General features: G+C 58.7%; 22 protein-coding genes, 1 tRNA gene and 2 pseudogenes. 15 read left to right on the top strand and 10 right to left on the bottom strand.

Features of this window, described 5'->3' with window-relative positions:
- Positions 1 to 2: 2 nt before the first annotated feature.
- Entirely contained in the window at positions 3 to 1,907 is a 1,905-nt protein-coding gene (locus tag C491_RS20595) for a polysaccharide deacetylase family protein (protein WP_005559876.1), read from the bottom strand.
- Between the two features lie 133 nt (positions 1,908 to 2,040).
- On the bottom strand, positions 2,041 to 2,814 hold the full coding sequence (dph5, locus tag C491_RS20590; protein WP_005559875.1) for a diphthine synthase: 774 nt from the start codon (positions 2,812 to 2,814) through the stop codon (positions 2,041 to 2,043).
- Between the two features lie 88 nt (positions 2,815 to 2,902).
- Here dph5 and C491_RS20585 point away from each other — a divergent pair, with 88 nt between their 5' ends.
- From C491_RS20585 to C491_RS20545, 8 genes are all read left to right on the top strand, one after another.
- A complete protein-coding gene (locus C491_RS20585) occupies positions 2,903 to 3,883 on the top strand; it encodes a class I SAM-dependent methyltransferase (RefSeq protein WP_005559874.1) in 981 nt (326 codons plus the stop codon).
- Positions 3,884 to 3,973: 90 nt separating this feature from the next.
- A tRNA-Thr gene (locus tag C491_RS20580) sits at positions 3,974 to 4,047 on the top strand.
- A gap of 319 nt (positions 4,048 to 4,366) precedes the next feature.
- On the top strand, positions 4,367 to 4,906 hold the full coding sequence (locus tag C491_RS20575; protein ID WP_005559873.1) for a hypothetical protein: 540 nt from the start codon (positions 4,367 to 4,369) through the stop codon (positions 4,904 to 4,906).
- Between the two features lie 885 nt (positions 4,907 to 5,791).
- Entirely contained in the window at positions 5,792 to 6,733 is a 942-nt protein-coding gene (gene nikB / locus C491_RS20565) for a nickel ABC transporter permease (protein ID WP_005559871.1), read from the top strand.
- A gap of 20 nt (positions 6,734 to 6,753) precedes the next feature.
- Positions 6,754 to 7,653, top strand: a complete 900-nt coding sequence (gene nikC, locus C491_RS20560) for a nickel transporter permease (RefSeq protein WP_005559870.1) — start codon at positions 6,754 to 6,756, stop codon at positions 7,651 to 7,653.
- Positions 7,654 to 9,813 carry a dipeptide ABC transporter ATP-binding protein gene (locus C491_RS20555; protein WP_005559868.1) on the top strand — a complete coding sequence of 720 codons (2,160 nt, stop codon included), beginning with the start codon at positions 7,654 to 7,656 and terminating at the stop codon, positions 9,811 to 9,813.
- 13 nt (positions 9,814 to 9,826) lie between these two features.
- Positions 9,827 to 11,365 (top strand): ABC transporter substrate-binding protein, encoded by a 1,539-nt coding sequence (locus tag C491_RS20550; RefSeq protein WP_005559865.1) that lies wholly within the window; start codon positions 9,827 to 9,829, stop codon positions 11,363 to 11,365.
- Entirely contained in the window at positions 11,362 to 12,069 is a 708-nt protein-coding gene (locus C491_RS20545) for a class I SAM-dependent methyltransferase (protein WP_005559863.1), read from the top strand. Before C491_RS20550 ends, C491_RS20545 begins: the two co-directional genes overlap by 4 nt.
- Here the strand turns inward: C491_RS20545 and C491_RS20540 are convergent.
- Positions 12,003 to 12,713 (bottom strand): creatininase family protein, encoded by a 711-nt coding sequence (locus tag C491_RS20540; protein WP_049892445.1) that lies wholly within the window; start codon positions 12,711 to 12,713, stop codon positions 12,003 to 12,005. The two genes, C491_RS20545 and C491_RS20540, sit on opposite strands and share 67 nt — an antisense overlap.
- 422 nt (positions 12,714 to 13,135) lie before the next feature.
- Complete coding sequence (locus C491_RS20535) at positions 13,136 to 13,897, bottom strand: TraB domain-containing protein (RefSeq protein WP_005559858.1); 762 nt, start codon at positions 13,895 to 13,897, stop codon at positions 13,136 to 13,138.
- 200 nt (positions 13,898 to 14,097) lie between these two features.
- Between C491_RS20535 and C491_RS20530 the strand changes: the two genes are divergently transcribed.
- The gene (locus tag C491_RS20530) at positions 14,098 to 14,307 is read left to right on the top strand and encodes a hypothetical protein (protein WP_005559857.1); all 210 of its coding nucleotides are present in this window, start codon (positions 14,098 to 14,100) and stop codon (positions 14,305 to 14,307) included.
- A 266-nt stretch (positions 14,308 to 14,573) separates the two neighbouring features.
- Here C491_RS20530 and C491_RS20525 read toward each other — a convergent pair.
- Positions 14,574 to 14,840: pseudogene (locus tag C491_RS20525) on the bottom strand (winged helix-turn-helix domain-containing protein); the annotation flags it as partial.
- Positions 14,841 to 15,368: 528 nt separating this feature from the next.
- Between C491_RS20525 and C491_RS22270 the strand changes: the two are divergent.
- Positions 15,369 to 16,105: pseudogene (locus C491_RS22270) on the top strand (IS5/IS1182 family transposase).
- A gap of 34 nt (positions 16,106 to 16,139) precedes the next feature.
- On the opposite strand, the gene C491_RS20520 reads toward C491_RS22270, so the two are convergent.
- The 4 genes from C491_RS20520 to C491_RS20505 all read right to left on the bottom strand — a co-directional run bounded on the left by C491_RS20520 (position 16,140) and on the right by C491_RS20505 (position 23,014).
- Positions 16,140 to 16,568, bottom strand: coding sequence for a universal stress protein (locus tag C491_RS20520; RefSeq protein ID WP_049892444.1), 429 nt, complete (start codon positions 16,566 to 16,568; stop codon positions 16,140 to 16,142).
- Between the two features lie 38 nt (positions 16,569 to 16,606).
- Positions 16,607 to 17,782 carry an inorganic phosphate transporter gene (locus tag C491_RS20515; protein ID WP_049892443.1) on the bottom strand — a complete coding sequence of 392 codons (1,176 nt, stop codon included), beginning with the start codon at positions 17,780 to 17,782 and terminating at the stop codon, positions 16,607 to 16,609.
- A 250-nt stretch (positions 17,783 to 18,032) separates the two neighbouring features.
- Positions 18,033 to 18,374 (bottom strand): DUF7344 domain-containing protein, encoded by a 342-nt coding sequence (locus C491_RS20510; RefSeq protein ID WP_049892442.1) that lies wholly within the window; start codon positions 18,372 to 18,374, stop codon positions 18,033 to 18,035.
- Between the two features lie 545 nt (positions 18,375 to 18,919).
- Positions 18,920 to 23,014 (bottom strand): GAF domain-containing protein, encoded by a 4,095-nt coding sequence (locus tag C491_RS20505; protein ID WP_005559844.1) that lies wholly within the window; start codon positions 23,012 to 23,014, stop codon positions 18,920 to 18,922.
- Positions 23,015 to 23,221: 207 nt separating this feature from the next.
- Between C491_RS20505 and C491_RS22265 the strand changes: the two genes are divergently transcribed.
- From C491_RS22265 to C491_RS20490, 5 genes are all read left to right on the top strand, one after another.
- Complete coding sequence (locus tag C491_RS22265; protein ID WP_083909402.1) at positions 23,222 to 23,518, top strand: HalOD1 output domain-containing protein; 297 nt, start codon at positions 23,222 to 23,224, stop codon at positions 23,516 to 23,518.
- 212 nt (positions 23,519 to 23,730) lie between these two features.
- Positions 23,731 to 24,186, top strand: coding sequence for a hypothetical protein (locus C491_RS22260; RefSeq protein WP_083909401.1), 456 nt, complete (start codon positions 23,731 to 23,733; stop codon positions 24,184 to 24,186).
- Between the two features lie 325 nt (positions 24,187 to 24,511).
- Positions 24,512 to 25,426, top strand: coding sequence for an AAA family ATPase (locus C491_RS20500; protein WP_241431378.1), 915 nt, complete (start codon positions 24,512 to 24,514; stop codon positions 25,424 to 25,426).
- Positions 25,427 to 25,467: 41 nt separating this feature from the next.
- A complete protein-coding gene (locus C491_RS20495) occupies positions 25,468 to 25,716 on the top strand; it encodes a hypothetical protein (RefSeq protein WP_005559842.1) in 249 nt (82 codons plus the stop codon).
- The gene (locus C491_RS20490; protein ID WP_005559841.1) at positions 25,716 to 26,297 is read left to right on the top strand and encodes an FxLYD domain-containing protein; all 582 of its coding nucleotides are present in this window, start codon (positions 25,716 to 25,718) and stop codon (positions 26,295 to 26,297) included. Before C491_RS20495 ends, C491_RS20490 begins: the two co-directional genes overlap by 1 nt.
- A 21-nt stretch (positions 26,298 to 26,318) precedes the next feature.
- Here the strand turns inward: C491_RS20490 and C491_RS20485 are convergent, their stop codons facing one another.
- Positions 26,319 to 26,852, bottom strand: coding sequence for a hypothetical protein (locus C491_RS20485; RefSeq protein WP_152421399.1), 534 nt, complete (start codon positions 26,850 to 26,852; stop codon positions 26,319 to 26,321).
- Positions 26,853 to 26,989 lie beyond the last annotated feature (137 nt).

The raw sequence follows: 26,989 nt of genomic DNA, 5'->3' as shown, positions 1-26,989 counted from the left end.
GTTCAGGCGTCCTCGGCCTCGAGCGTCCAGTTGCCATCGGCCTCGATGTCGATCCAGACCGTCCCGGCCGCCGCGTACGACCGCGGGCTGTCGAACGATCCAGTCTGATCGACGAGCTGTTCGTAGCTCCCGTCGGCGCCGTAGCCGGTGACGACGAACTCGCCGTCGCCGTCGTGGGTCAGCGAGAGCGAGACGTCGTCGGGCGCCCAGAGCGGGCCGACGAACGAGGAGCCGTTACCGGAGCGCTCGACCGGAAGCTCCTCGAGGTCCTCCCCGTGGATCTCCGGCTGCGAGAGGTCGACGAGCCACTCCCCGTCGCCCGCTATCTCGAGCTGATAGCTGCCGCCGTCGACTGGAAGGATGGATTCGCCGGTCGTCTGTCCGGCGGTCGTCGCGAGCACGTCGCCGTCGAGCTCCACGACGAACTCGTCGTCGCCGTCGTGGGAGAAACTCGCGACGACGACCCCCTCGTCGAGCTCGACAGTCTCGGCCGTCGATCCGTCGCCCTCGAACTCGTAGGAGCGACCCGCCTCGAGGATCGTCCCTTCGGGGCGCTCGTCGTCTACGTCGTCGTCGGTCTCGCGCTCGTAGCTCTCGTCGACGAGGTCGGAGGGCGTGATCACGTCGAGTCCGCGGTGTTCGAGGTGGTTGAGCAGGTGCTCGAAGTCGTCGAGGCTCATCTCGCCGTCTTCGGGATCGTCCGTGTCGACGATTCGCTGCATCCGAAGGACGGTGAGCTGGTTGTACTGGTCGACGAGGTTGATGTGCCGGCGCACGCCGTCGTGAAGTGCGGGACCCCAGATGTGCGGGATCATGTGACGCTCCGTCGGCGGCATCGTGCTCGGACAGGAGCCGAACAGGAACGCCGTCTCGTGAACGTCCCTGACGACCTCGTAGGTCTCCTCGCTCATCCGATCGCCAGGGACGAGCAAGTGGCGCGCGCCGTCCTCGAAGCCCTGTTCCTCGAGCATGTTCTTCGAGTTCTCGAGGACCGTTCGCTGGCGGTCCTGGGGCGAGTCCGAGAGCGCCGTCGTCGTCGACGGGTTCGAACAGATGTCCCAGCCACGGTCCTGCAGCTCCTGGAGCTGCGTCGCGTCCATCCGACCGCCCTCACCGATCGCTTCGGGCGGGAGCGGGACGGCTGCGGCCCAGCCTCGCTCCTCGAGCATGTCGGCGGCGATCTCGTACTGGGACTCGTAACCGCCGTGGAACAGGAGGATCGCCTTCCCGTTGTCGACGGACTCGACCTTTCGGAGGTCGTCGACGGCCATCTTGATCGGTCGGCCGTCGTTCGTCGCGAGGATGTTGATCGCGGTGACGTTCGAGAGGTCCGGCTCGTCGCCGGGTTTGTGTTCGTACCCGCAGTCGAGCCGGAACCAGCCCGTGAACTCACCGGGAACGGTTCGAACGGTCGTAAGCCGGCTCCCCCGGCCGGGCGCGACAAACTCGACGACGATCCGGTTTGCGGACTCCGGTTTGACCGCAAACGAGACGTCGTGCTCGGTGAGATCGATCCCGTCCGAGAAGTAGACGGTCAGCCCCGCCTCCTCGCCGTCTTCGTCCTCGACGACCGCGGCCTGCGATCCTCGTCGCGCCTCGTCGGACGACATCGAGAGCTCGCCCGACCGCCGACTCGGCTCCTCCTCGAAGTCGGCCAGCAGTTCGCCGTCGTCGATCGCGGGCCACAGCGTCTCGCCTCCGCCGTCCCCACCGTCGTCGGAGTCGTCGCCGTTCCCGCCGTTCGAATCGTCACCGTTCCCCTCGTCGTCGCCGTTCCCACCGTCGTCGCCGTTTTCGTCTTCGGACAGGAAGTCCGTACAGCCGGCGAGCGTCGCCGACGTTGCACCGACAGCGGCTAGCAGCCGCCGCCTGGACGACCCGAATCCAGTGTTAGTACCGTTATCCATGTGTGATCTGAACTTTCCGCACCTGTATACTTGTTAATAGAGGTACTAAACCTTCTTCCCGAAAGGACTGTATCCGAGACCGATCGGTGCGGAGACGCTTATCCGATAGCTAACACCCCGCCTGCTGGCGGTTTCAGACGATTTCCAGAGTGGACCGATCGGCACCAGCCAGCTCGACGAGCGCGTCGGCCTCGAGAAGGTGACAGTCCCCGGGGACGACCAGCAGGTGCAGCGGATCGCCGAACGACCGCTGTGCGAGTTCGGTCATCGTCCCGGCTGCGACGAGGGGGTCGGGACTGCCGGCTCGAGCGACGACGACTCCGACGAGATCCGGGTAGACCTCGGCCAGTAGCTCGGCACCGACGTCGGCGGTCATGTACTCGCCGCGCTCGGCCTTAATATCCAGATAAACGACGGTGTGGTGCCCGTCCGCGCGGTTCGCGTCGATCGTCCCGGTCACGCTCGAGGGGAGCCCGTCGGCGCCGTGAGCGTAGGGGAAGGGAAGCGTCGTCGCCTTCCCGAACCGGTAGTTCTGTAGCCCGGTCAGGGAGCTGGCGGCCGTCTGGGCGGTGACGCCGTGAATCACCCGCGTCTCGATCCCGCGCTCGTGGGCCCGCAGCCGGAGGTCGACGTGAGTCGTCGAGATCATCGTATCGCCGGCCGTCAGGAAGGCCACATCCTCGTCCTCGGCCGCGGCGAGCATCTCCTCGGGGTCCTGCTCGACGCCCGCCCGATCGCGAACCTCGATCGAGACGTCGTGGGCCGACTCGAGCTCCTCGACGGTCGTCCCGAGCAGCTTGCTGGTGTAGAACTCGGCGTAGACCCGATCGGCCTCCCGGAGCGCTCGTCGGCCCTCGACGGTGATCGACCGCTCGTCGTAGAGCCCGAGCCCGATGAAGGTGAGCATGGCCGTCGGTAGCGCGAGCGGCCGTTATAAGCTTTCGACACGGCGATCGAAGCGTCAGCGTTAGGAGCCGGCGGTGGCGAGTGTCGGTATGGAGGTGCCGTGTGTCCGCGTCGAACCCGAGGCGGGCGAGGCGACGCGCTCGACTCTGGCCGAGGCGGACCTGATCAACGACGACTACGAGATCACCGTCGCGGAGGGCTGGCTATACGTCCCGGTCACCGACCCCGAGGCGCTCTCGAGCGAGTACGAGGTCGTCGAGCGAGCCGTCGACGAGCGTCAGAGCCAGACGACCCCCGCGGAGTTGCTTTCGTTCGAGCCGTCCTACGAACGCCTCGGCAAGGCCGCCCTACTCGACGAGGATGACACCGAGCGCGCGCGGGCGATCGCCGACGCCATCCTCGAGTCTGATCTCCCCGTCGACACCGTGTTGAACAAGGCCTCGAAGGTCAAAGGCGAGACGCGGGTTCGGGACTGGGAGCTGCTCGCGGGCGAGGGGACCGAGGTCGTCCACCGCGAGTACGGCTGCGAGTTCGCGCTGGACCTCGCCGAGGTGTACTTCTCGCCCCGGCTCGCGACCGAACGCCACCGGGTTGCCCAACAGGTAACGGAGGGAGAGCACACGTTCGACATGTTCGCAGGCGTCGGCCCCTTCGTGATCCCGTTCGCGAAACGCGGCGCCGACTGCGTGGGCGTCGACGTCAACGAGACCGCGATCGACTACCTTCGCGAGAACGCCCGCCGAAACGGTGTTGAAGACCGCGTCACGGCGATCTGCGACGACGTCCGCGACGTCGCCCCCGACCACGAGAGCTGGGCCGACAGGATCGTGATGAACCTGCCCCACAGCGCAGACGCGTTCCTCGAGTCGGCAGTGACGATCGCGGGCGAGGACTGTACGCTGCACTACTACGACATCCAGCACGAGGACGACCCGTTCGGTCCGGGCGAGCGCGCGATCCGCGAGGCCGCCGAGCCCGAGTACGAGGTATCCGTCGAGACGCGGCACACGGTCCGTTCGTACGCACCCCACGAGCTGAACGTCTGTCTGGACGTCCGGCTCGAGCGATAGGTCATCGTACGAAACGCGATATCACGACCGTCGCGATTCGCAACCCTTATGGACGGTATCGGACGTACGAATAAATGCACTCGTCGACGTGCCGGTGTAGCTCAGACTGGCAGAGCGAATCCTTCGTAAGGATTAGGTCGAGGGTTCAAATCCCTCCACCGGCTTGCATCCTCAGGTTCAAAGCTTCTACTCCTTAGTCTCGGGTTTCTCGCTGGTTTCGACTCGAGCAAAGAACTGAACCTCAGGTTCAAAGCCACACCTGTTACAGCGGAAGTAAGGGGGGTGGCAACATGACGTCGGCCACCTCTGGCCCTGCTGAGACATCAGGAGGTGAGCGTGCGTGAGCTCGTCGACGAGCGCGTACGAGCCCGACTGTCCCGAGTGTGGCTGGATCCTGCCTGAGGCTTGGCGTCTCGCGAACGATCGCTCACGCTGGGAGTGTCGCAACTGCCGGCGTACCTTCGGCGTCCACGAGGTGATTCGATGAGCGTCGCTCCTCGAAGCGCCGAGGACATGAAGGAGCTGGTCGACTCACTTCACGACCGTGTCAACGACTTCGAGGCACGACTGGACGCGTTCTCGAGCTGGCTCGAGAACACCGACGACCGCGTCAGCGAGCTCGAGGACGAGAACAACGAACTTCGCGATCGCCTCGAAGCCCTTGAGGCACGGATGGAGGTCCTTGAGGACGGCTCGAGCAGCAAGGATGGAAAGGTCCGTCAGATCGTCGCCGGCGCCGAGAACAATCGTACCGGCGAGCAGCCCGCGGTCGTGATTGACGCCGCAAAGATCGTGACGGTGACCGGCGTCTCACGGCGCTACGCCTACGACCTGATCGAGGATCTTCCCGAGCAGCATCACTGGATCCTCACGCGAAGCGAGGCCAGAGAGCGTCAGTTCGGGAGTGTCGAGATCGACGACGGGAAGCAGACGAAGGCGATCGTCGTCGATTTTGAAGCACTTCACAGCGATCCGGAGGCTGTGAACAAGTTCACCACAAGCACCGAGGGAGGGGGGCGGTAGAGATGGGTTCTTTCCAACGAGGTATCCCACCGCCCTTTCATTCGGCTAAAATCCCGTTGCAGTAGTAGTGTTAATTATCAAACGATTAGCGGCGGGTGTGTTCGCTCTCGGCTCTCTCTCGGAGAGAGCGAGGGAGTTCGGCCCGCCGTCGGCCTGTGGTGAACAAGTTCAATGGACTCTCAACACACATCGACGGAAGCGAACACTCGATCTCCGGGAGGAGAGATCCTCACTCGGCTCTCTCGAGGCACGTGGACGAAGCAGTTCCTGATCGAAGCGATTATCGATGAAACAGGCTACAGTTGTGAGACGGTTCTCGCTTCGTTCGACGAGCTCGAGAACACCGGTCGGATCTACGTCTTCAATGGGGTGGTCAAGCGGACGTGAGCGTCCCGATGCAAGCGGCGATGTCTGACCGACCGCAGTAATCCGGAGGTCGGCGAAGACATGGATGAAGATCCCATCTGAACCTATTGTTTACTATACCAGGGCGTCACCCGTCAGCCAATTTATGACATCTCTGTCTAACAGGATTCTTTCTATGAATCACATATAACGTAGAAGCTTCTTAACAATTATACAGATCTATATAGCAATAGTTATTAATATATTCGACAATCTTACTAATGTGTGCTGCGTAAATCCGAAGAACACTGGGCGGGTGGGCTCGTTCCAATCCGTCCTTCGGCGTCAAAATATCCGAAGCTTTACAAGCGCACTTTCAGATCTACAAATTAGATTGTGTGATGTGGTCGACTTCGTACTGCCAATACGTGTTGCGAGCGGCCAAAGACCGCGTATGCTGGTCGGATACCACTGTTCATCGAGCGCATTTGATCCAGATACGGCGATGAAAACTACGATGGCTCGAGCAATCCGGTAGCCATGTTACGCGCGCTCCTCTCCCGGCTGGGCTCGCTGACGGTCGTGATAGCGGGCGTCTCCCTGATCACCTACGGGTTGATCTATCTCACCCCCGGTGACCCGGCCCACACGATCCTCCACGAGCGACGCGGGAGTTCACCTTCGGAAAGCGAGGTCGCTATGTTCCGGGCCGAACACGGCCTGGACGAGCCGTTTGTGATCCAGTACATCGAGTGGCTCACCGGCATCTTCCGGGGAGACCTCGGAACCTCCTACGCCAGTTCGGAGCCAGTAACGACGCTCTTGCTCCAGTACCTCCCAAACACCGTGGAACTCGCACTCGCAGCGATGGCCGTTTCACTCGCACTTTCGATCCCCGTCGGAGTCGTGAGTGCCGTCCACCGTGATACCTGGATCGACCGAACGAGCCAGTTTGCCGCCCTGCTGGGCATCTCAATGCCGAACTTCTGGCTCGGCTACCTGTTGATCCTTCTCTTCGCGTTGCACCTCGGGCTCACCCCTACATCGGGGTCGGGCACACTCGCCCACCTCCTACTTCCGGCAATTACCCTCGGGACCGGCTTGGCGGCGATCGTGACCCGGATCGTCAGGACGTCGATGCTCGAGGTCTTAGAGGAAGAGTACGTCGACACTGCCCGATCGAAAGGCGTCAGCGAGCGGCTTGTGGTGTACAAACACGCCCTGCGAAATGCCTTAATCCCGGTTGTGACGATCGTCGGCCTTCAGTTCGGTTTCGTCCTTAATGGTGCGGTGGTTGTCGAAGTCGTCTTTCAGCGACCTGGTCTCGGAACCTTGCTCGTTGACGCCGTCTTCGCACGGGACTACCCGATCGTTCAGGGAGTCGTGCTCGTGACGGCGGTCGCGTTCGTGATCACCAACCAGCTGGTCGATCTGGCCTACGTCGCCCTCGACCCGCGGATTGAACGGGGTGAGCACGCGTGAGCGAGCGTCACGCTGAAAATATGTGGCGGTCCCTGGACGCCGTCCGCGAGTGGCTCAGTGAGCGAACCCGCTCACAATTCGCGTGGTCGCTCCGGACGACCCCGGGAGTTCGATTCGGCGGGACAGTTGTCTGCCTGCTCGCCGTCGTCGCCGTCTTTGGCCCACTCGTCTCCCCATACGATCCGACGGCACAGGTACTCGAGGCCCGCTTCGAGGGACCCTCACTCGCTCACCCACTTGGGACCGACGCGCTCGGGCGTGACGTGGCAACGCGGATCGTCCACGGTGCACGGGTTTCACTTGCGCTGGCAGTCGCCGCGACGGCCGTCCGCGTCGTTATCGGGACGACGATCGGGCTGCTGGCAGGCTATGTCGGCGGGCTCGTCGACACCGCATTGATGCGGCTAGTCGACATTCAACTGGCCTTTCCGGGACTCGTGCTCGCGCTCGTGATCGCGGGGGTGCTCGGCCCGAGCCTTCGGAACGTCATGATCGCGCTCTCGGTCGTCGGTTGGGCCTCCTATGCACGTGTCGTGCGAGGGAACGTCCTCGAAGTGAAGGATCGGCCGTTCGTCGAGGCCGCCCGTCTCTATGGCACGCCACAGCGGCGGATCGCCCGGCGGCACCTGTTGCCGAACGTGGTAAACCCCGTTGTGGTTCTAGCGACGATGAACCTCGGGACGATCGTACTCACCGCTGCCGGACTGTCCTTTCTCGGACTGGGCGCACAGCCACCTACCCCTGAGTGGGGAACGATGATCGCGGGGGGACGAGACTACTTGCGCTCGGCTCCATGGATCGTCACCGCGCCGGGGATCGCCATCATGGCCACCGTTATCGGCTTCAATGTCCTCGGGGACGGCCTGCGTGACGTCTTGGATCCCGACCACCTCGGGGAACGCGAGCGGGGGCGATCCTGAATGCGCCTCGACGTTTCGGACCTCCACGTCCGGTTTCGCACCCGATCCGGTCCGGCCCACGCGGTCAACGGGGCCTCTTTCTCGGTCGACACCGGCGAAATCGTCGGACTGGTCGGCGAGAGCGGTTGTGGCAAGTCCGTTACCGCCCGCTCGATCGTCCGCCTCGAGGACCCTGGCGAGATCACATGCGGCAGTATCGAGTTCGGTGGAACGGACCTGTCCGCGGCTGACGACCGGACGCTCCAGCGGCTACGCGGGCGCGAACTCGCGATGGTATTCCAGGATCCTGAGACGACGCTCAACCCGGCCTACACCGTCGGCGAGCAGATCGCCGAGGCGATTCGTGTCCATCGCGATCCCGACGACCAGCCATTCTTCCGGGAACTGTTCGCAGGCGTTCGGTCCCGAGTGGGTTCGAAACGGACTCGGGAGCGAGTCCTCGAGTTGCTGCGCGAGGTTGGTATCCCGCAACCCAAAGATCGGATCGACGACTACCCCCACCAGTTCAGCGGCGGCATGCGCCAGCGGGTGATGCTCGCGATTGCGCTTGCCCGCCGCCCCTCACTACTGATTGCTGACGAGCCGACGACGGCGCTCGATACGACCACCCAAGCGGCGGTCTTAGAGCGGCTCAAAACGATCAATGACGAGTACGAAATGGGTCTCTTACTCATCAGTCACGACCTCGGCGTCGTCTCTCAGCTGTGTGATCGAATCGTCATCATGTACGACGGGGTCGTCGTCGAGTCCGGGCCGACAGAACAACTGCTCTCGAGGCCCGCACACCCCTACACCAAGGCGCTTCTGGGGTGTCTCCCTAGCCGATCCGAACCGGGCGAGACGCTGCCGACCGTCAGCGGGAGTCCACCCGACGGTTCCCCGCCGTCGGCCGGCTGTGTCTTCGTCGACCGGTGTCCGTTCGCCCGCGAAGGCTGCCGAGAGGGCGAACGGCCGGCCTCCGACCTTGATGATAAGCGAACCGTCCGCTGTGACGTGCCCGAGGCACGAGAGGCCGATATCGAGGCCATGCGTGAGGCTACGGCCGCCGACCCGATTGACGGTCCGGGTCCGGATCCGGGAGATCGCGAACAGAACGTGGCCGTAGCAGTCGACGGCGGTGTTCAAGTGGACTCGCCGACGGACACCACAGTCAGCCCGTCCAGGAGCGCCGTCGGCCGACCGGTCCTCGAGCTCGAGGGCGTTACCAAGACCTTCCGGACCACCGATGCCGTGCTCGATCGGATTCTCGGAACGGACGACCGGCTGACGGCGGTCGACGATGTCTGCCTCGATCTCCGGGCTGGCGAGACCCTCGGGCTGGTCGGTGAATCGGGCTGTGGGAAGTCGACACTTGCTCGCGTGATCGCCGGCCTCGAATCACCGACCACGGGCACAGTTAGGCTCGACGGCGAACCTGTCGGCGACGTCGACTCAAGGCGGGACGGCCAGCTCGCCGACGTCGGTGTCGTCTTCCAGAATCCGGGGACAAGCCTCAACCCGAAGCGAACGGTCAGGGAGTCGCTCGCCGAGCCGCTTCTCGAGGCTGGCTGGGGGAAGCGCCGTCGAGAGGAGCGGATCGAGGAGTTGCTCTCGCTGGTCGAACTCCCAGAGGAGTACGCCGATCGGTACCCTCGCCAGCTCTCGGGTGGACAGCTCCAGCGGGTGGCAATCGCCCGGGGGCTAGCCGTCGAACCTACCGTCTTGGTACTCGACGAGCCGACAGCCGCCCTGGACGTCTCGGTCCAAGCGACTGTTCTCAACCTGCTCGAGCGACTCCAGAGCCAGCTCGGTCTAGCGTACCTGTTCGTCTCCCACGACCTCGAGGTCGTCCGTCACGTCGCGGATCGCGTCGCGACGATGTACCTAAGCCAGCTCCTCGAGGCCGGTCCGGCGAGCCAGGTCCTTTCGAAGCCGGCCCACCCCTACACGGCGGCGTTACTCGAGGCCATCCCGGACGGCGAGCCAATGGACGATGAGACTCGACTGGCAGGCGAACCGCCGAGCCCAACCGATCCGCCGTCGGGCTGCGCGTTCCATCCCCGGTGTTCGATGGCTGACGAGAAGTGTGAGCGACTCGAGCCGGCCTGGGAGACCGTTGGGGACGCCAACTCCCGGTGTCACTACGCGAACGAGCTTACTGACGATCAAGACGAAAAATAATCGATACTCAACCATGCCAGAAGAGATAGACTTCACGATGGATCGACGCACCGCACTGAAAACTACTCTCGGCGCTGGCACGCTCGCGCTCGCGGGCTGTCTCGCCGATAGCGACGAGGACGAGTTCCGTATCGGCTCGCCGTGGGACGTCGGCCGAGACCCACTCGAGGACGGCTCCCCGCTCAGGCGACTCGGCATTACCGAGGCTCTTGTGAGCGTCGACTACGACGCCGAACCCACCCCTGGACTGGCAACCGACTGGGAGCGCGTCGAGGACACCCGCTGGGAGTTCTCGCTACGAGAAAACGTTGTCTTCCACGACGGCGAGGAACTCACCGCTGACATCGTTGTCAACTCTCTCGATCGGACCGTTGGATCGGAAGCGTTCGCCGGCGTGCCGATTACAGCCGTCGAAGCTGTCGACGACTCGATGGTCGCCGTCGAGACTGAGTCCGCCTTTGCCCCGCTTCCGGCCCACCTCTCCCGTAATGACGCGGTTATCCTGAGCCCTGGATCGTTCGAGGACAGCGAGATCGTCGAGCCGATCAGTACCGGCCCGTTCGTCTTCGAGTCGATGCAGCCAGGTACGGAACTCCGGGCAGTCCGCAACGACGATTACTACGGTGAGGTTCCTACGATCGAATCCGTTCAGTACGAGGTCGTCGAGGACGACCAGACCCGTCGCATGAGCCTCGAGAACGGCGAACTCGAAATGGCTCGCATCCTGCCCCAGGAGACCGTAAGCGAACTCGAAGAAACGGACGGGGTCGACGTCTACACACCCGAAATCCCCCGGATTCGCTTCCTGACCTTCGATACAACCATTGAGCCGTTCGACGACGAGCAGGTTCGGCAGGCGGTGAACTACGCTGTTGACCGGGAGCAACTCACTGAATCCGTCCTTGAGGGCGTCGACACTCCCGCCGTCGGTCCCATCTCCCCGGAAATAACCGACTGGGCGGATCCGGACCTTGAGGAAACGCTGTACGATCCCGACCGAGCCCGCCAGTTGCTCGAGGACGCCGGTTGGACGAACGGTGCTGACGGCGGGGTCCGGAGTCGCGACGGCGAGGAGTTTGAAATCGAAGTCGTCACCTTCGATGACCGGAGCCTCCCGTTGCTCGCCGAGGCACTCCAGGGCCAACTCGCTGATGTCGACATCAACCTCGAAATAACCGTCGTCGAGTACGGCACGATGCTCGACAAGGTTTCCCAGGGCTCCTTCGATGCCTACCTCACCTCCTGGGGGACGCTGTGGTATCCCGACCCTGACAGGCTCGCCGACATGTTCCACTCCGATGGCGATCTCCACCACGGCTACGAGAACGAGGAGGTTGACGCCTTACTCGAAGAGGCTCGGGAAGTCGAGGATCGCGAGCAGCGACGTGAGCGGTACCACGAGGTTCAGTCGATCGTGCTCGAGGACGCCCCAATCGCCGTCCTAACGAGCTATACGAACGTCGTCGCGACCGCAGTCGAGGTCAATGGCTACGAACCCCATCCGACGGAATCGCGGTACGGCCTGGAGTCGATTACGGTGGAGGAACCATGACGCGCTCAGACCAACCGGAAGACGATATCAAAGCGGCCATCCGAGAATACTGGGGTGACCGTGCCGACTCGTTCGAAGACGACAGCCAGCACGGCATCCACAGCGATGCACAGCGTGAAGCGTGGCTGTCGGTCCTACAACCGTGGACGGGCGAACCGACAAAACAGATCCTCGACGTCGGCTGTGGCACCGGTGTAATCTCGCTGCTGCTCGCGGAGCTCGGTCACGATGTCACGGGCGTCGATTTCGCGTCGGAGATGCTTGATCAGGCACGAACAAAAGTCGACCAGTCGGAACTGTCTGCCACGTTCCAACGGGGCGATGCAGAGAACCTGACCCAACCAGATGACTCCTACGATCTGGTGACAGCACGCCACCTCATCTGGACGCTCCCTTCTCCGGAGCGCGCGATCGAGGAGTGGCGACGTGTCATCCGCCCCGGCGGGCGGATCGTCTTGATCGAAGGACACTGGGATTTTGACGAGACCTTCGAGGGCTACGAGGAAATCCACAACGACCTGCCGCTGTACGACGGTCGACCACCGGAGGAGTTGAAAGCGTTTCTCCAAGAGCAAGGACTCGAAACCGTCGAGTACGAACTACTGGAGGATCCCCTGCTCTGGGGACAGGAACCGAATTACGAGAAGTATATTATCTGTCTCTTATACACATCTCTGATGGCGCGAGGGAGGNGATGTGTATAAGAGACAGCATCTTCTCCCTGCGTGGTCGAGGCACCAGCTGCATCACCGACTGCGCCGTTCTCACTAAACTCATCGGTGAACTGGTGGAGAGCGCCGCCGTCGACTATGGCACCCCATGTCGAAGCATCGCCAGAAACTGGTTCCCCGACGTCATCTGGACAGAGATGTAAGAGCACAGATGTCTCGAGTTCCCCCGCGTGACCGACGGTCTCGTCGACAGCACGCATCCATTCCCAACAGTACACCTCGAGATTGATCTCGTCTGCGTCGGTCATTTCACGGGCGAGGTTTGACAGCGTCTGACTGTTCCCGCCGTGCCCGTTGACAAATATGACTGTTTCGACACTCGAGTCTGTAAGCGACTCCACAACGTCGCGAGTGTAGCGACGGAGCGTCTCCGTCGACACTGACAACGTCCCGGGAAAGCGACCGTGGTAGGGGGCGACCCCGACCGGCAGCGCCGGAAGCACAATTGACTCGCCATTCCACACGTGATCTGCCTCATTAGCCATCGATCGTGCAATGATCGTGTCGGTCCCGACGGGCGCGTGCGGGCCGTGCTGTTCCGTACTCCCGATGGGAACAAGTGCTGTCTTCGGTGCCACCGTCTCAATCTCGGTCCAAGAACTCGTCTCAAGTTGCATGATCAACGTTATTGATAGAACCGGGTTAGCGGCTGCGATTTCACCGCGCTGGGAGTGTTTTCGCTGTCACCATGATGAACCCCTTCCAGTTCGGAATGACCGCCAAGCAACGGTATCTGGATCGGTTCAACGAGTGGTTCGACGACGCTACCGGTGATTCACACACACACGAAACCCGAGTGATGACATCCTCCTCACCGTGAACGGTGGGATTCTCTTGCTGATTAAAGACAGAGGCCGTTTGTATCGTCTTCGCCTTCATAGTATGACCGGAGGTGGTGGTCTTCGGAGTATGGAACGAGAAGTCTCGAATTGACGTCTGAAGGAGAGATAGTGTCACTGTTGAACTACCAGAAATAGCGATAAGAGCGAAAGCCCTAGTTGTCTGCCAACAAGAATGGCCGAGACGCTGTCATCGGAAGTCAGTTGATCGGAATCCGAACGACCGTCCTCGTGGACGAGCGGATCGGCAGCGAGATTTCCGGATCGGGATCGGTATCTCCACTCTCGAGTTCTTCGAGGGCGTGTTGGATCCCGTTATGGTGGCCGGCGCCGATGACCGCGACCACGTCGTTGCCCTCGCGACGAAGCCGGTGGAGTCGTTGGGCCATCACTCGGTCGCGCCGGTCGATCATGACTTCGGCGACTTCGGGGAGCAACTGTCGCAACTGGTCGATTGCAGGCTGGACGTCGTCGCCGTGTTCGATCTCGTCAACCGGCTGTGTGAGCGACTCTATTTGGGCGGCCTGCATTTGTGGTCCCAACCGCTGCATCCGCAGGCAGAGCTTCGGTAGCGTCTCGAGACTCACCCGCGAACTGAGTTCAGCAAGCGTTTTCGCGATTCGCTCGTCGATGAGCGCGATCTCGGTATCCAGTTCGGCTGCCGTCTCGATAGCAGCCTCCATATCGGTTGTCTCCGGGTCGAGCCCAGAGAGCCGGACGACGGTTCGCTGGAGCGCTGTAATGGCGCCGTAGGTGGCCGCTGCCGGCGTCGACGGGAAGGTTCGTGCGACGTCGTCGAAGGTCGGTCGCCGGTCGCGGTCGAGGTGCTCGAACCGGAACTCGTCGAGTTCGACGGCGACGAGGTCGGGGGCTTCCGCGCGAATCGTCTCACGGACACGGCGACGGTGCGTCGGTGAGAAGTGGACGCTCGGCACGAACGTGATGGAGCCCTGAGCAGACATTGCTGCCAATACGCTCACCTCGCAGCGCCTTGAACCCAGTACTCGGTGCCCCCGATTGACGCGGGCGTCTCGAACAGCGGCCATCGTGTAGGACCATAGCGGCGGCGGTATCGCAGTTCGTGCGTTACAACCGGGACAGGACACCCGCTGTGGTAGGTAAGCTACACGAGAGTCGGGCGCGAATACGAGAAGCACTACGAATGAGCACTGACGAGATGGGAGAGACGGATGCTTCCGAACAGATCCGATGGCTCTGGTTTGGCGTTGCTCTTACGATAATATACGCAGCATACACGATACTCATCCTTGCCCTCCTGCGCGCCGATCAGTCGCTCACACTGATCGTCGTTACCGGCGGAAGTGTCGCGTTCGGCCTTGCTATCATTATAGACACTCTCTACTTTCGGTGAGAAGTCAGTTTTCAACTCGTCCTGAAGTCAGGAACGGTGACGTCCTCAGGTTTCGCAGAAACCTAATGGGCTGCACGAGAGCTATGCTCTCGTGAACGCCGAACCGGGGATTTGTCCCATCCGACTAACCACGGTCGGTCGAGACCGAGTTCACTGACAAGCCCCGCGCCACCGTGTGCGGGCCAGTTGATACCAGGTTCTGGCTAAGACCACAGTCCCAACCTCTGATTGGATTTCATAGGCCGATCAACAGCGACCAAAGGTCATTCGAGGAGTGATTCGAAGTCGTCAGCGTCGTCGTATTCGTCTTGGTAGATAATCGCTGCTTTTCCTAACCGCGTAATCTCGTACAGACCAGATCGCTCAGCTGGTCCGATCTTCTGAACAAGACCATAGTCCTCAAGCACAGGAAGTCTCGTATTGACGTTCTTGCGTGACTTTCCGGTATGTTGTGCTAAGTTTGTCGCGACGTTGCGTCCTTTGTCTTCGAGTTCCTCGAGGATCAGGAAGTCGGTAGGCTGCCGGAGCTTCATACCTGTCCTCCGTCGATTGTATCTCTCATTTTAACGATGTTTTCTCTGTAGCTGCTATAGTGATTTTACTCGGGCATTGAGCTATAGGTGATAGCAGTGGTACATGCCCTAATTCGGTTGATTTAGCTATCCTGGCGTTCCGTATCACCCCCATAAGAGAACCATATTGTAACTCTTTGGATTATGTGTGGAAGAGTGCCAAGGAGCTATCAAGTTCAGGCGATCCGAGAGTACAAAGCTAACATATTAGGCGTGTACTGGTCTGCTTGTTCATTCGTCCCGACTAGTCGGGGGCAATACGCCAGCGTGGCAGCACCGGTTTCTCACAGACGCTTTCCAATCACGTCTGCAACAAACTCCTCCAGCGACTGATACGAGTGTGGTCACTGTGACGGCTACTACCCGAGCTATACGTTCTACGACGTGGCAATGTACTCACTTCAGCCGTGACGATGCAACCACGTTTTCGATTCTAAGGCTCTGTTGAAATCCTTAGTGGGTTACAGGTTCAGCCGGTAGTTTGAGTAGATGCAGACTCTCCCAAAGTCTCGGTTGCTCCGATTTGTCGAGGAAGTATTTCAATTAGCGCAACGTGCCGTAGCTCGATACTCCTCGAAGTTCCCGAAACAACGCTATACGCTCCAGCAGCACATCGTTCTCCTCTGTCTCAAAGTTCGAAAGGATACAACGTATCGAACACTCCTCGACGAACTCATCGAAGTGCCCCGTATTCGGAACGCGATCAATCTCACTGAACTGCCTGCTCCATCAACACTATGCAAAGCGTTCGATAGACTCGAGATGGCTGTCTGGCGAGTGCTGCTCAATCTCTCTGTTTCACTGCTCCCGACCAACGGCGTTACGGGGATCGATGCTTCTGGATTCGACCGCAGTCACGCCTCAAAACACTACACGAAACGAGCCAAACTCACGATTCAGCAACTCAAAGTAACGCTGCTAGTCGATTCTAAAGTGAACGCAGTCCTTGATTTACACGTGACGACGACACGAAAACACGATAGCCAGATCGCTCCGTCGTTAATCAAATGCAACCCCGAGACAAGCATCATGAGTTCACATCACTTCACAAGGCATGGAATGCACGCTTAGACGCTGACCTCTATGGCCAACGGAGTCAATCAGAGACAGTCAACTCAACGCTCAAGCGGAAGTACGGTGCGTTCGTCCGTTCACGACGCTGGTGGAAGCAGTTTCGTGAACTCGCCCTTGCGTGTGTCGTCCACAATCTCGATCAGACTCTCTAACGTTCATCACATCACAATAGCTGGTACGTATTGGTCAACGAACAATGACTACTGGGACTGGTGCCCGCTTAGACACCGTCTCCGTGACGTTTCCGACAAGAAACCGGCGTGTTGCGCGGCTCCAATCTGCGCCGTGGGCCCCAAGGACGATAGTATCGTACTCCTCAGCTCGGTCGAGGATTTGACGGGCAGGGTGGCCGATTTCAACGACCGTATTGATCTCTCGACCCTGCTCGTCGGCTATCTCGTGAGCACGTTCGAAAACGGGCTCAGATCGCTTGGCAGCAGCCTCACTGAGGTCGTCTTCGAGAGCGAGAGCCGTCGCTTCACCCATCATCATTGAGGGGACACCAACAACGTGTAAGACGCTGATTTCCCCGTCCGGATAATTGTCGAGCGCATATTCGAGGGCTTGACTAGCGTGGTCGGAATCATCCATCGGAACAAGAATCCGTGAGACCATATCTCAAAAGATGTTTTCCAGCTACCTAACTTCCGTTGTCAGGCAACTCCCGGTACGAGAATGAAGAATCCGTAGGCCAGAAGAGTTGACACTGCGGGGCCGATAATCCACATTGAGACATATTTCATCACCGCACGCGGATTGAACAGATCACCCGCGTTGAGTACCTCTTCCGGTTCCTCTTCACCAATCGGCGCGGCTGGTTCGCCCTCCATTTCCTCGGCGGTGATTGCACCAGGGACAATTTCGCTCTGTTCTGTGTCTCGGGTAACAGCCTCACGGAAGGTAACCGGTCGAGTTGCACGACCCCATCCAATGCCAACAATCGTCATCACCGTTGCCATCACGAGGCTGATTGGAATCCCGATCCACGAGAGAAGCGTTGTGATTGTCGATGCAGTGACCATGACGAACAGGGCTGCGAGTAACGGGATGTCACTCAGTTCACCCCCGACAGAGTCCATCGTCCGGCGGGCGATGGTGAACCCACCGAACCCAATTGCAAGTGTGGCGATGACAATCGCGATATTCGCTTCCAACCCTGCTTCGCCCACCAGCGGTGCAGCGGCGTTCGGCACGTTACTCGCCCCGGCACTGAACGCCATATAACAGCCAATGACGAGGACAACTGCCGTGCTACCGATTTCAGACCACGTCGTGTTTGGGCCGAACGCTGGCTTCGGAATGGTTCCGTCCCGATCAAGGATTAGTAATGGGCCATCTGATTTCTCAATCTGTACTCGTCGGTTGACTTCCGGGTAGATGTATCGTCCAATAATACCGCCAACCCAGAACCCGATGATCGGCGTGACGACCCACCAAGAGACGATCTCAGCAATCGTCACATAGTTGAGTGTGTCCGTTGCCAACCCGAGACCGGCTATCGCTCCAACGGTCGTCATTGACGTTGGAACAGGCACGCCGAAGATATTGGCGATAAGAATGCCCGTTCCAATAAAAAAGAGAACAGCGACACCCGCCGAGAGCGTGAGATCAATTGTGATGATCCCTTCGCTCAATGTGTCCATCACGTTCCGTCCGACAGTCCACCCACCGAGAAAGACGAAAAACGTCATGAGGGCTGCCGCAGTCGTCTTTTTGACAATACCAGCACCAACCGGTGGCCCCCACGCGATCCCAGTGGATGAGCCACCAATATTGAACCCGACAAAGATAGACGCAACGATGCCAATTGCGAGTAGAGTTTCTACCATAGCCAGATAATAATTGTGGCGTAGTGATATAGCTGCCGTAATACACCCATAAGTTATAGGAGTGGTCACCAAACTGAGATAACCACTCGCCAGAGTTCGCCTCTATTCGCTGTCTTCTCCTATGACGACTGACAAGCATAACTGAGGAGAATTCTTCGAGAGTTGCTTTTAGATTCGTAACGTCAGAAGGAGAGGATTTCAACAGAGCCGCGAATTCTGAATAAAGGAGTCGTGCAATTCGATTGGTAACTCAGAGCCAGTCGTCGGGGAGCTCATCGGCGTGGTTCGCCATTAGTTCTAGTAGCGGCTGAACCTCCTCGAACTGCGGACCCTGCTTGACGGTATTTGTCTTCCGGTCCCACTCGATGAATCCCGCTTCCTCTAGTTTGGGAAGGTGCGTATGACGCATGTCGATCATCAGTGATTCGAGAGCCTCCGTTTCAAGGGAGACGTCGTCGGGGATCTGTGGGTCGTTATCATCTTGGGGGTTGTGCTCGAGCAGTGCGATAAGTACCCGCCGACGGTACCTGTTTGCCAGAACATCTAGAAAGTTATCCATCGAGGGCGACAGTAACGAGTCAGCACCGGTCATAATTCGGACTCGCCGTTTTTGTGGGCTCTAGTCGTTCCAGTAGTTACTGTGCGAAGAGGCTCGGGATCTGACACGGCGATGCGTGTCGCAAGTCTACCGATTTCGATTGGTGTCTCCTGCTCGAGAGAGGTGAGCAGAACGTGTCGGCTGTGCGGGTGGCTTAGGATGCTGAGCATCTCAGGGGTCGGTCCATCTTCGGTAGTAGAAGACTGGGCTAAACGAGTGTGATCACCCGTACCAGTTGCCTGCCTGTCAAGATTCACACTACTGTTTCTGGCTGTAGCAGGGAAAGGGACACTTCGAAGAAGTGCGAACATTGGGGAAATTCGGTCGTATCATTGCGATACAGTCTACATTGAATGAATACTACTGACTGCTCTATGGCTTCAAGTGACGACTGGAGTTCATTTCATGAAAGAGAATAGGATATCACGAGCGTACGACGTGAGTCAGTAATACGCAATAATGAGAGAGAAGTATCTCGGAAAAATGGGAACTCATTCGTCTATGTCAGTAGAAAAAAGTGTACTAGTAAGCCTATCGCTTCAGTCGTGGGTCGTTGACGTATGATCGAACACTAGTTCGAAGATACTGCGTTCAGCACCCCGAAGGTGGTAGTTGAACGTTGACTGTGAAAGGTCGAGTACGTCGGAGAGTTCTTTGCCAGTCTGTAGGCGGGGGGACTCGAAGAACCCACTTCGGTAGGCCAATTGGAGAACTTCCTGCTGACGGGGCGTCAGTCGGTCCTCGAACGCGTCCTGAAGCGTATGTTGCATCTCAGATGAGCGAGTGCGCGTCCGTCGGCCGAGAAGTTCGAGATCCGGGACCGTTTGCTGGACCTGTTCGACGAACGCGCGGACATCAGCCGACGTAGGAAGATCGATGACAGCCGTCGCAGTTCCCGCATCGATGGAGAGCGTACGGATCGTCGCGTTCTGGGCAAGGATGTCTGCGGCAAGCATCGGATCGGCCAACTTCGTTTTGAACATAGTACTCTCGTTTCGGTCAGTGAGGTGATGCAGTTCCTCGATCGCGAGGGACTCCTCACTAGCAGCTAAGAGCTCACTAGCGCTGATATCGGTCGTAGTGAAGAACACGGTCATTCCATCGTCCGATCCCGGTACAAGCCCCTTGAACTCGATCGTACAGTCTGTTTCCCGGGCGAGGCGGCACAGTGGGGTTTCTGCGGCCGTCAAACGGAGCGTGAGTTCGATTACAGTATCCGTCCGTCGAGTTTCTCTGGTTTCGACAGTGTGAATCGCGTGTGCGATCGTCTGTCCGAGTTCCGCCAGCACCTTGGTATCGCGCTCGTCATACTGAGGCGTTCCATCGTAGACTTTCAGCACGCCATAGACGAACTCATCATACACGAGTGGGACACTGAGACACGAGCGCGCACCCTGTTCCAGGGCAACCTCGCGCCAGGGGGCGGCCTGCGCATCAGTCGCGATATCATCGATGACCTGCGTCTCTCCGGTTTGAAACGCGGACGTGAATGGATTCCCCTCGCTTCCTAGTCCGTCGCCTTCGGTCGTGAGATCGGCCAGCGAACTGCTGTCGATACCCGCCCATGCACGCGGTTCAATCGTTTCGGCATCAGCGTCGAAGTCACCAACCCAAGCGAACTCGAAGAGCCCAGATTCCGCGAGGCGGTCACAAACGGCCTCGTCGATTTCATCGACTGTCTCGGCTTGGACGAGCGCTTGATCGATCTGCCGAATAAGTGTGTTGAGATCGTTGAGTCGCGCCAGTTCCGCGTTTGTCCGTTCCAGTTCTCGTTCGCCGGCGGCACGGTCCCACGCAGTTTCGACGGTCGCGGCCACTGTCTCCACGAGATCGACCGCCAGCTCGTCAAATACCTCAGTTTGTGTCGATCCTACACAGACAACGCCGTGTCTTCCGAGTGGCACGAGCACGCGGCTGCAAAGTGACGACGCCGAAGACGCACATTCGAGGTAGTCGAGGTCGTTGTCGATGTCGATATCGTCGCTGATGAACGTCTGCCAGACCTGGTCGGAAAATCCGTCGGGGAGTTCGATTGCCTTCGGGTCTATCTCGAGACTCGTCTGACGGGTATGCTCGTGGAGCTCTCCAGCCTGATCGTCGTATCGCCAGAGCGCGACGTAGTCAGCGTTGAGTACCTCTTGTGTGATCGCGGGAACGTGATCACGGATCTCCTGTACATTGGCGTCGATTAATTCCCGACTTGCGTCGTTGAGGTGTTCGAGGGAGTCGTTGGTCTGCTTCAGCGCCTGTCGAGACTGGTGGCGCTCAACGGCGATACCCGCGATATAGGTGGCGAAGTCCGTTACTCGGAGTTCCCACTCGTTCGGAGTGCGTGGCTCGTCGAAACAGAGCATGAACGATCCCACAGGATCACCGTCTCCATCCCGGATAGGTTCTGAATGTCCGGCGAGGACGTCGTTCGCGACACAGAGCTCACGCCACTCCTCCGACCATCTGTCGTCGGTCGTAACGTCCTCGCAGGTGACCCCGTCGCCGCGAAATACTGCCTCTCCGCACGTACCGATCATGAGCTCGTTGATTGGTGCGTCTTCAAGGTCTTCACCCCACGATCGGTACAGGTCTGGAGCGATAGGGCGCTGGAACGAGTCGCGCTCGTCGTCTGCGAGCATGATACTGGCTCGGACACCATCACTCAGCCGCGGAACAGCAGCACAGAGCGCGGAGAGACACTCCTCAAGTGGCGCACCTGTAGCAATCAGCTCGAGTAGCTCTTTTTGCTCGTTCAGTAACTGCTCTCGCTGCTTGCGCTCGGTAATCTCGATACCAGTTCCGTGGGCGCGAACTGCCCTCTGGTCGCTCCCGTCGCCTTCGAAGAACCCCTCGCCATTCGTGAGTACCCACCGTTTGCTCCCGTCAGGGAGCGTCGCTCTGTACTCAAACTCATAGTTCCCGCTAGACGCCGGATCGAACGCCTCCTCTAGACGGTTAGCTACCGGTTCGCGGTCGTCCGGATGGACACGCTCCTCGAGTAACTCCGAGCCGACGATTTCCTCGTGCTCGTCGTATCCGAACAACTCATTCATTCGCTCGTTTCCTCTCACGAGATCCGTCTCGAGGTCCCACTCGAAGACAGCGATGTTCGCGATGTCGGTCGCAAGTCGAAGCCGCTTTTCGCTCTCGTTCAATCGCGTTTCGGCTCTTTTGCGTTCGGTAATGTCCGATGCCGTGCCAAACCACTCGACGATGTCGCCGTCGTCCAGCATCGGTACGGCTCGGGAGTGTGTCCAGCCTCGGGTGCCATCCACCTGTATCACCTGATGTTCCAGTTCGAACGTGCTTTTCGTCGCAATGGCGTCCTCGATAGCAGTCATCACCCGCTCTTGCTCGTCTGCCGGGACGTACTCCTCAAGCCATGTCTGCCGAGGTTCGTCCGTATCAACGATGAACTCCTGACCATCGAGGTAATACATCTCAGTCCAATCAGGACTCATCCGGTAGACAACGTCGGAGGTCGCTGTCACGAACGCGTCGAGTCGTGCCTCACTCTCGCGGTGTGCTTGCTCGGCCTGTGCCCGCTGAACGGCATTCCATGTGCGATCAGCCGTCTCTTTGACCATCTCGACCTCGGCATCCGTCCATTCCCGGGGCACTGATTCTGTGACAACAAAAAATGCTTCCAGCTCGCCGTCCTTGTAGAGTGGCACGCCGATCCAGGCGGTGGTATCTTCCCCCTCGTACATCGCTCGTTCCTCGTCGCTAAGTTCTGAGAGGTCACGGTAATCGCCAACCACGAGGGTTTCGCCCTTCTGAAATCCCTCGGCGATGTACGTACCGTAATCACTCAAGCGATGCTCTCCGACAAACGAAGCTACTCCGTTTCGGTAGTAGTCTGCGTGGACAACGTTCGTGTCGCCGTCGGCGAGCACCTCACCATAGTAAGCGCGATCGACATCCAGCCACTCTCCGAGAACGTAGGCTGCCTCGTTCTGGACCTCGACGGGATCGGTGAGTGGCCGGATCGCGTCCGTCAGTTCGACGCGGAACGCGTCCAGTGACGCTTCCTTCTCGAGTTCTTGCTCGTGATGCTTGCGCTCGGTGACGTCGACAACGAACTCCACGTATCCAACCTCGTTCACCCGCCGCGATTCGAACCGTCCCCACCAGCGCGAGCCGTCCGCGTCATAGTATTGCTTCTCGTAGGGGACACCGCTCCCCGTTTGCTCGGTCTGTTCGACGTGTCGCTTTGAATCTTGATAGAATTCCTCGGGCGTAAGTTCGCGCCACGATGTGCCAAGTGCCTCCTCGTACTCGAAGCCAGTCATCTCCAGAAAAGCGTTGTTCGCGTCGGTGATCGTCATGTCGTCTCCCCAGACGATGACGCCGACCATTGTCGAATCAAAGACGGGGTGGGAGCGTACCTGTTCTCGACCCCGCGAGGATTCGCTGCCCGTCGGATCGCTTTCGACGGGGCGCCACCATACGCGGCTGCTGGCCCCGACCTTCTTTGTCTGTAGGGCGCCGTCGTCGACAAGCGTCTCGAGTCTGTTGTAGATGGTCCGTTGGGTACAGTCGAACCTATCGGCGACTTCTGGCGTTGTCACTGGTGTACCGGGTGAGCCGACTGTGTCAACCTTCTCTAGCACGTCTTCGAGTTCTGGTGTGGCCGTCGTCATAAGACGAATTTGATCAAGTGTAGGCAAATGCGTTCTGCCGGTAGAAACAGTACTTTCGAACAGCTGGAGTTAATCGGCTGCCAACTGCATGAGAAAACAGAAGAATAAAATACCTCTTACACGTCTGCCAGGTCACTTCCCAGATTCTGTATAGAGCGTAGTCTTCGAGACCAGGGGGTATATGAAACAATTAGAACGGGGAACAAGATGACCGACGAACACGACCCTCGGGACGGTGACGAACCGGTGGTACAGACACGATATTCGTGCAATGAGAAAGCAAGCGAGGCAGTCATTCGAGCACTTGCAGTAGCTGAGGGTGTCAGGCCGACCGAACTTGATCTTTTATACGAGTCTATCGATCCTGAGGCACTTGATTCTCTTCTCGGCGATCCGGTGATCAGTGATGATCCACCGACAAGGATTGAGTTCGGCGCGTCGGACTACATAGTCGTTGTTAGCAGTAACGGTCGGATCGCTGTTTTAGAACTCGACGGGCAGTAGCGAACGAGTTCACGTCTGCTGTTGCTTGAGGAACTCAGTAGTGGCGTCCCGGGATGACTCACTACTGGCTATATTTCTCGAGTAAGACGCCAAAATACCAAGAGAAGGAAAGCGGTCTATGAATGTCTTCTACAACTAACTTATTTGGGCGTTCCTATTAATTCCGTTACTAGACTAGAATTAATATACTACAAATAGAGGAAAGTGGTACTATGCCGATCGATGTTGAATCGAATCAGTGGGACAAGAGCAAGCAGATCGATATTCTAGAAGTAGAGATCGAGAGGTATCTCCAAAAGAATTCAGAGACGGCCTATGAGCTATCAGAAATCACGGAGCATCTTGCAGCTGAAAAGCCAGAGGTGTTTCCTGAATCGTTGCTCACCAAGGGTGATTCTGCTAGATTATCTCGGACTGTGTTGGTTGCCTCTCGACTGGAAAAACTAGTCTGGCACGAGCGTATAGAAGCCCGTAGTTTTGACAACAGATTATATTACACTGATCGGGAAGGTGGTCAGTTCCCGATAGCCGAAGTAGAGCAGCACATTCCCAACCGGTTTATCGATCTCGAGCAAAAAATCGAAGAAGTTGATGACCAACTGGGAGCTATACAGATGCTGCTCCACGACCTCAAAGAAGAGCATCATTCGGGTTTTGACCTACAATAGACTATGCGGCACTGCCTAGTTTAGCACCTCTCGAACTGGCGTCTTTCCATCGGACGGCTGATTCGGTCTTTACGTTGAACACGCCAAGGAGACTCACAACCGATCCAAAGTCAGCGGTTCGAAAACTGTTGAGTGAATCCAGCCGCTTGAACTCGGCGAGCTTGTACATGTGAATCGTGCGTCACGGGATTTGCGAAGCAGTATTTAGCAATCAATAAACATCACTGCCAGTCGGACGCCTATTTGACGTCACTATAACGTCAAAATGACATGAAATAGAAACCATTTTGACGTCATATAGAATGTACTCATACAGAGAGAACCCGTGATCAATTCATCACCAAACCGAATCCAGCAGATAGCGGAGGCGACTGAATCAGAACGGGGAGATTACCTCGAGGCAATCGGTTGGGAGGATAACCCGTTCTCACACCGGGCAACAATGGATGAATACGTACTCCCATCAGAGGGCACGGTCGCGGATATCGCGAGCCATATCCGTGACTATACAGGACCAGTGTTGGTTCACAGCCGCTACTCGGGTGTCGGCAAGACAACACTGCTGAAGATGCTGCTTGAGTCGTACTCGGATGAGTACCAGCCGGTCGAGATCGGCGAGCACAACGTCTCGAGCTACGAACTGGCGGCAATCATCGCTGATGAAATCGGCGTTGGAAAATCGTCGTCAACAAAGCTGACTGAGGCAAAGATTCGGCGTGAGCTCAAGGACGTCGACCAATCCGTGCTGCTCGGCGTCGATGAGTTTGGGCTGAACTCGAAGGACACGCTGCACACCATCCAGTATCTGAACGATCTCCCGAACACACGTATCCTCATGACCGGCATGACCTCGCAGTGGGACGCGATCGGAAAGATCGGCAGCGACGGGCGAGCCTTCCAGCGTCGGGTTGCCTACGATGTCCAACTCGAGCCACTCGAGTACGACGGCGTCGACGAAATGGTCCGTCGGCGGATCGCGACAGTCACCGATTACGACCACGATCAGTACACTGACGTCGATCTTGGTCCGATCACCAACGAATCCCTCGAGGAGATCCACGAGCGAAGCAGCGGTGTCCCGGCGGTCGCGACGGCAGCACTCTCTGAGCTCGTCGGCTTGGCCGCATACCGGTACGCACAGGTCGGCGACACGGAGATCACGGCGGATCTGGCAAGCAAAATCGAGTACGCCGACCCGGAGGCCGACCTCGAAGGATCCAGTCAAGCCGACGGCGAATAGGCGGCGGATTGACGTCACTCTGGAACCAGACTGATACCAATATGCCACGAGACAGTATTCTCGATGATGCCGAACAGAGCGAAGAAAACAACGAGAACGGCTCGAGGACCGACTCCGGCTCCGACACCGGGACAGAAGACGACTCTGGAGGTGACAATCGTGTTCGCGTCACCCAGCGGATCCCACAGGATCTCGCTGACGACATCGATCGCGTCCAGGAGGAGTACAGCCTGCCATCGCGGAACGCAACGATCAACTTCATGCTGAAACACGCGTCGAAGGATCTGTAATGCACCGCAGGGACGCGATCGCGGCCCTCGGTATCGGCATGGTCGTCGCGCCCCTATCGGGATGTCTCGACTTCGCCGGCATGCGACCGGACAGCGATAACGACGGTGACCAGGAGGGAGAGCAAGACGCCACCGGCGAGGGTGCTGCTGACGGTGATCGCGACAACAACGAGCCCGAGGCTAACGACTCGGAGGACGACGCAGAAGAAACCGATGAGACCGAGGACGGTGCCGACAGCGAAGAGCCACCGGATCCTGTCGACGTCGAGCAGCGAGACGCCGGCGAGGATGTCCTCGAGTTCGGCGGGCTCCAGATCACCGACTACGAAGAGCACCTCGAGGAGTTCGAATACGACGAGGAGATTAGCTACACGGGAGAGGTCGAGAACGTCGGTGACGAAGCGTACGAGTCGGTGGCGGTCGAAGTGAGAGTCTACGACGAAGACGGCGAGGAGCTAGGCAATCACCGCGATCTGACACCCGAGCTCGGCGCCGGAGAGACGTGGCGTTTCGAGATAGCAGCCTACAGCCGACCCGAGGAGATCGCCGATCACGACATTGCTGTGGTCAGCGAGCAGTAGAACGCCAACATCACTTTAACCTCACTTGAGACTCTGTACGTCTTCCCACAGCTTGCTGTTCGCGTCGCGCATGTCATCGATCCTCCCCTCGAGACGCTCGTTCTCCTTGGTGAGTTCTTCGATTCTTCCCTCGAAACGCTCGTTCTCTTCGGTGAGCTCGTCGACCTTCGCGACCAGCTTCTGGTTCTGCTGCTCGAGGCTCTCGGCTCGGCCCTCGAGTTTCTCGAATCGCCGGCGGATGTCTCGCGATTCGACGGGGGTTGTCTCGTAGTCTTCCAGGGCGACTTCGAGGACCTCCTCACCCTTATCCGTGATCTGGTAGGTATAGCCCTCGCGAGGGATCCCCTCATGCTCGTCTTCATCGGTCCGCTCGACGAGCCCGGCACCCATGAGGTTCGTGAGGTGGTAGTTCGTGAGGCTCGATCCGATGTCGGTGTCGTCGGTGATCAGCGACTTCTTGACGGTCCCGCCTCGGTTCTGGATCGAGACCAAAATCCGGTGTGGCTTTTGTGATAGGTCCGCAACGATCTCGGCTGGTTCCTGTCCTGGTTCCATACAAATAGATCAATCTAGCTTACTAAAATACTTGCGACAGTTTTTGCATAAACGCGAGTTAGCGACAGTACTCTAGGCCGGCTACCCCCTCAACACTAATCTCGAGAACACCACATTGAACTCCGGGCGATAGCCTC

The organism is Natronococcus amylolyticus DSM 10524, from assembly GCF_000337675.1.
Classification (GTDB): domain Archaea; phylum Halobacteriota; class Halobacteria; order Halobacteriales; family Natrialbaceae; genus Natronococcus; species Natronococcus amylolyticus.
The sequence above is the reverse complement of the archived record's forward strand: the minus strand, read 5'-3'. Positions and strand labels throughout refer to the sequence as shown.

Bases quoted from the DNA above. Each gene is read 5' to 3' on its own strand.
- C491_RS20595 (WP_005559876.1), bottom strand. From the start codon at position 1,907: ATGGATAACGGTACTAACACTGGATTCGGGTCGTCCAGGCGGCGGCTG.
- dph5 (WP_005559875.1), bottom strand. From the start codon at position 2,814: ATGCTCACCTTCATCGGGCTCGGGCTCTACGACGAGCGGTCGATCACC.
- C491_RS20585 (WP_005559874.1), top strand. From the start codon at position 2,903: ATGGAGGTGCCGTGTGTCCGCGTCGAACCCGAGGCGGGCGAGGCGACG.
- C491_RS20575 (WP_005559873.1), top strand. From the start codon at position 4,367: ATGAGCGTCGCTCCTCGAAGCGCCGAGGACATGAAGGAGCTGGTCGAC.
- nikB (WP_005559871.1), top strand. From the start codon at position 5,792: ATGTTACGCGCGCTCCTCTCCCGGCTGGGCTCGCTGACGGTCGTGATA.
- nikC (WP_005559870.1), top strand. From the start codon at position 6,754: ATGTGGCGGTCCCTGGACGCCGTCCGCGAGTGGCTCAGTGAGCGAACC.
- C491_RS20555 (WP_005559868.1), top strand. From the start codon at position 7,654: ATGCGCCTCGACGTTTCGGACCTCCACGTCCGGTTTCGCACCCGATCC.
- C491_RS20550 (WP_005559865.1), top strand. From the start codon at position 9,827: ATGCCAGAAGAGATAGACTTCACGATGGATCGACGCACCGCACTGAAA.
- C491_RS20535 (WP_005559858.1), bottom strand. From the start codon at position 13,897: ATGTCTGCTCAGGGCTCCATCACGTTCGTGCCGAGCGTCCACTTCTCA.
- C491_RS20530 (WP_005559857.1), top strand. From the start codon at position 14,098: ATGAGCACTGACGAGATGGGAGAGACGGATGCTTCCGAACAGATCCGA.
- C491_RS20520 (WP_049892444.1), bottom strand. From the start codon at position 16,568: ATGGTCTCACGGATTCTTGTTCCGATGGATGATTCCGACCACGCTAGT.
- C491_RS20515 (WP_049892443.1), bottom strand. From the start codon at position 17,782: ATGGTAGAAACTCTACTCGCAATTGGCATCGTTGCGTCTATCTTTGTC.
- C491_RS20510 (WP_049892442.1), bottom strand. From the start codon at position 18,374: ATGACCGGTGCTGACTCGTTACTGTCGCCCTCGATGGATAACTTTCTA.
- C491_RS20505 (WP_005559844.1), bottom strand. From the start codon at position 23,014: ATGACGACGGCCACACCAGAACTCGAAGACGTGCTAGAGAAGGTTGAC.
- C491_RS22265 (WP_083909402.1), top strand. From the start codon at position 23,222: ATGACCGACGAACACGACCCTCGGGACGGTGACGAACCGGTGGTACAG.
- C491_RS22260 (WP_083909401.1), top strand. From the start codon at position 23,731: ATGCCGATCGATGTTGAATCGAATCAGTGGGACAAGAGCAAGCAGATC.
- C491_RS20495 (WP_005559842.1), top strand. From the start codon at position 25,468: ATGCCACGAGACAGTATTCTCGATGATGCCGAACAGAGCGAAGAAAAC.
- C491_RS20490 (WP_005559841.1), top strand. From the start codon at position 25,716: ATGCACCGCAGGGACGCGATCGCGGCCCTCGGTATCGGCATGGTCGTC.
- C491_RS20485 (WP_152421399.1), bottom strand. From the start codon at position 26,852: ATGGAACCAGGACAGGAACCAGCCGAGATCGTTGCGGACCTATCACAA.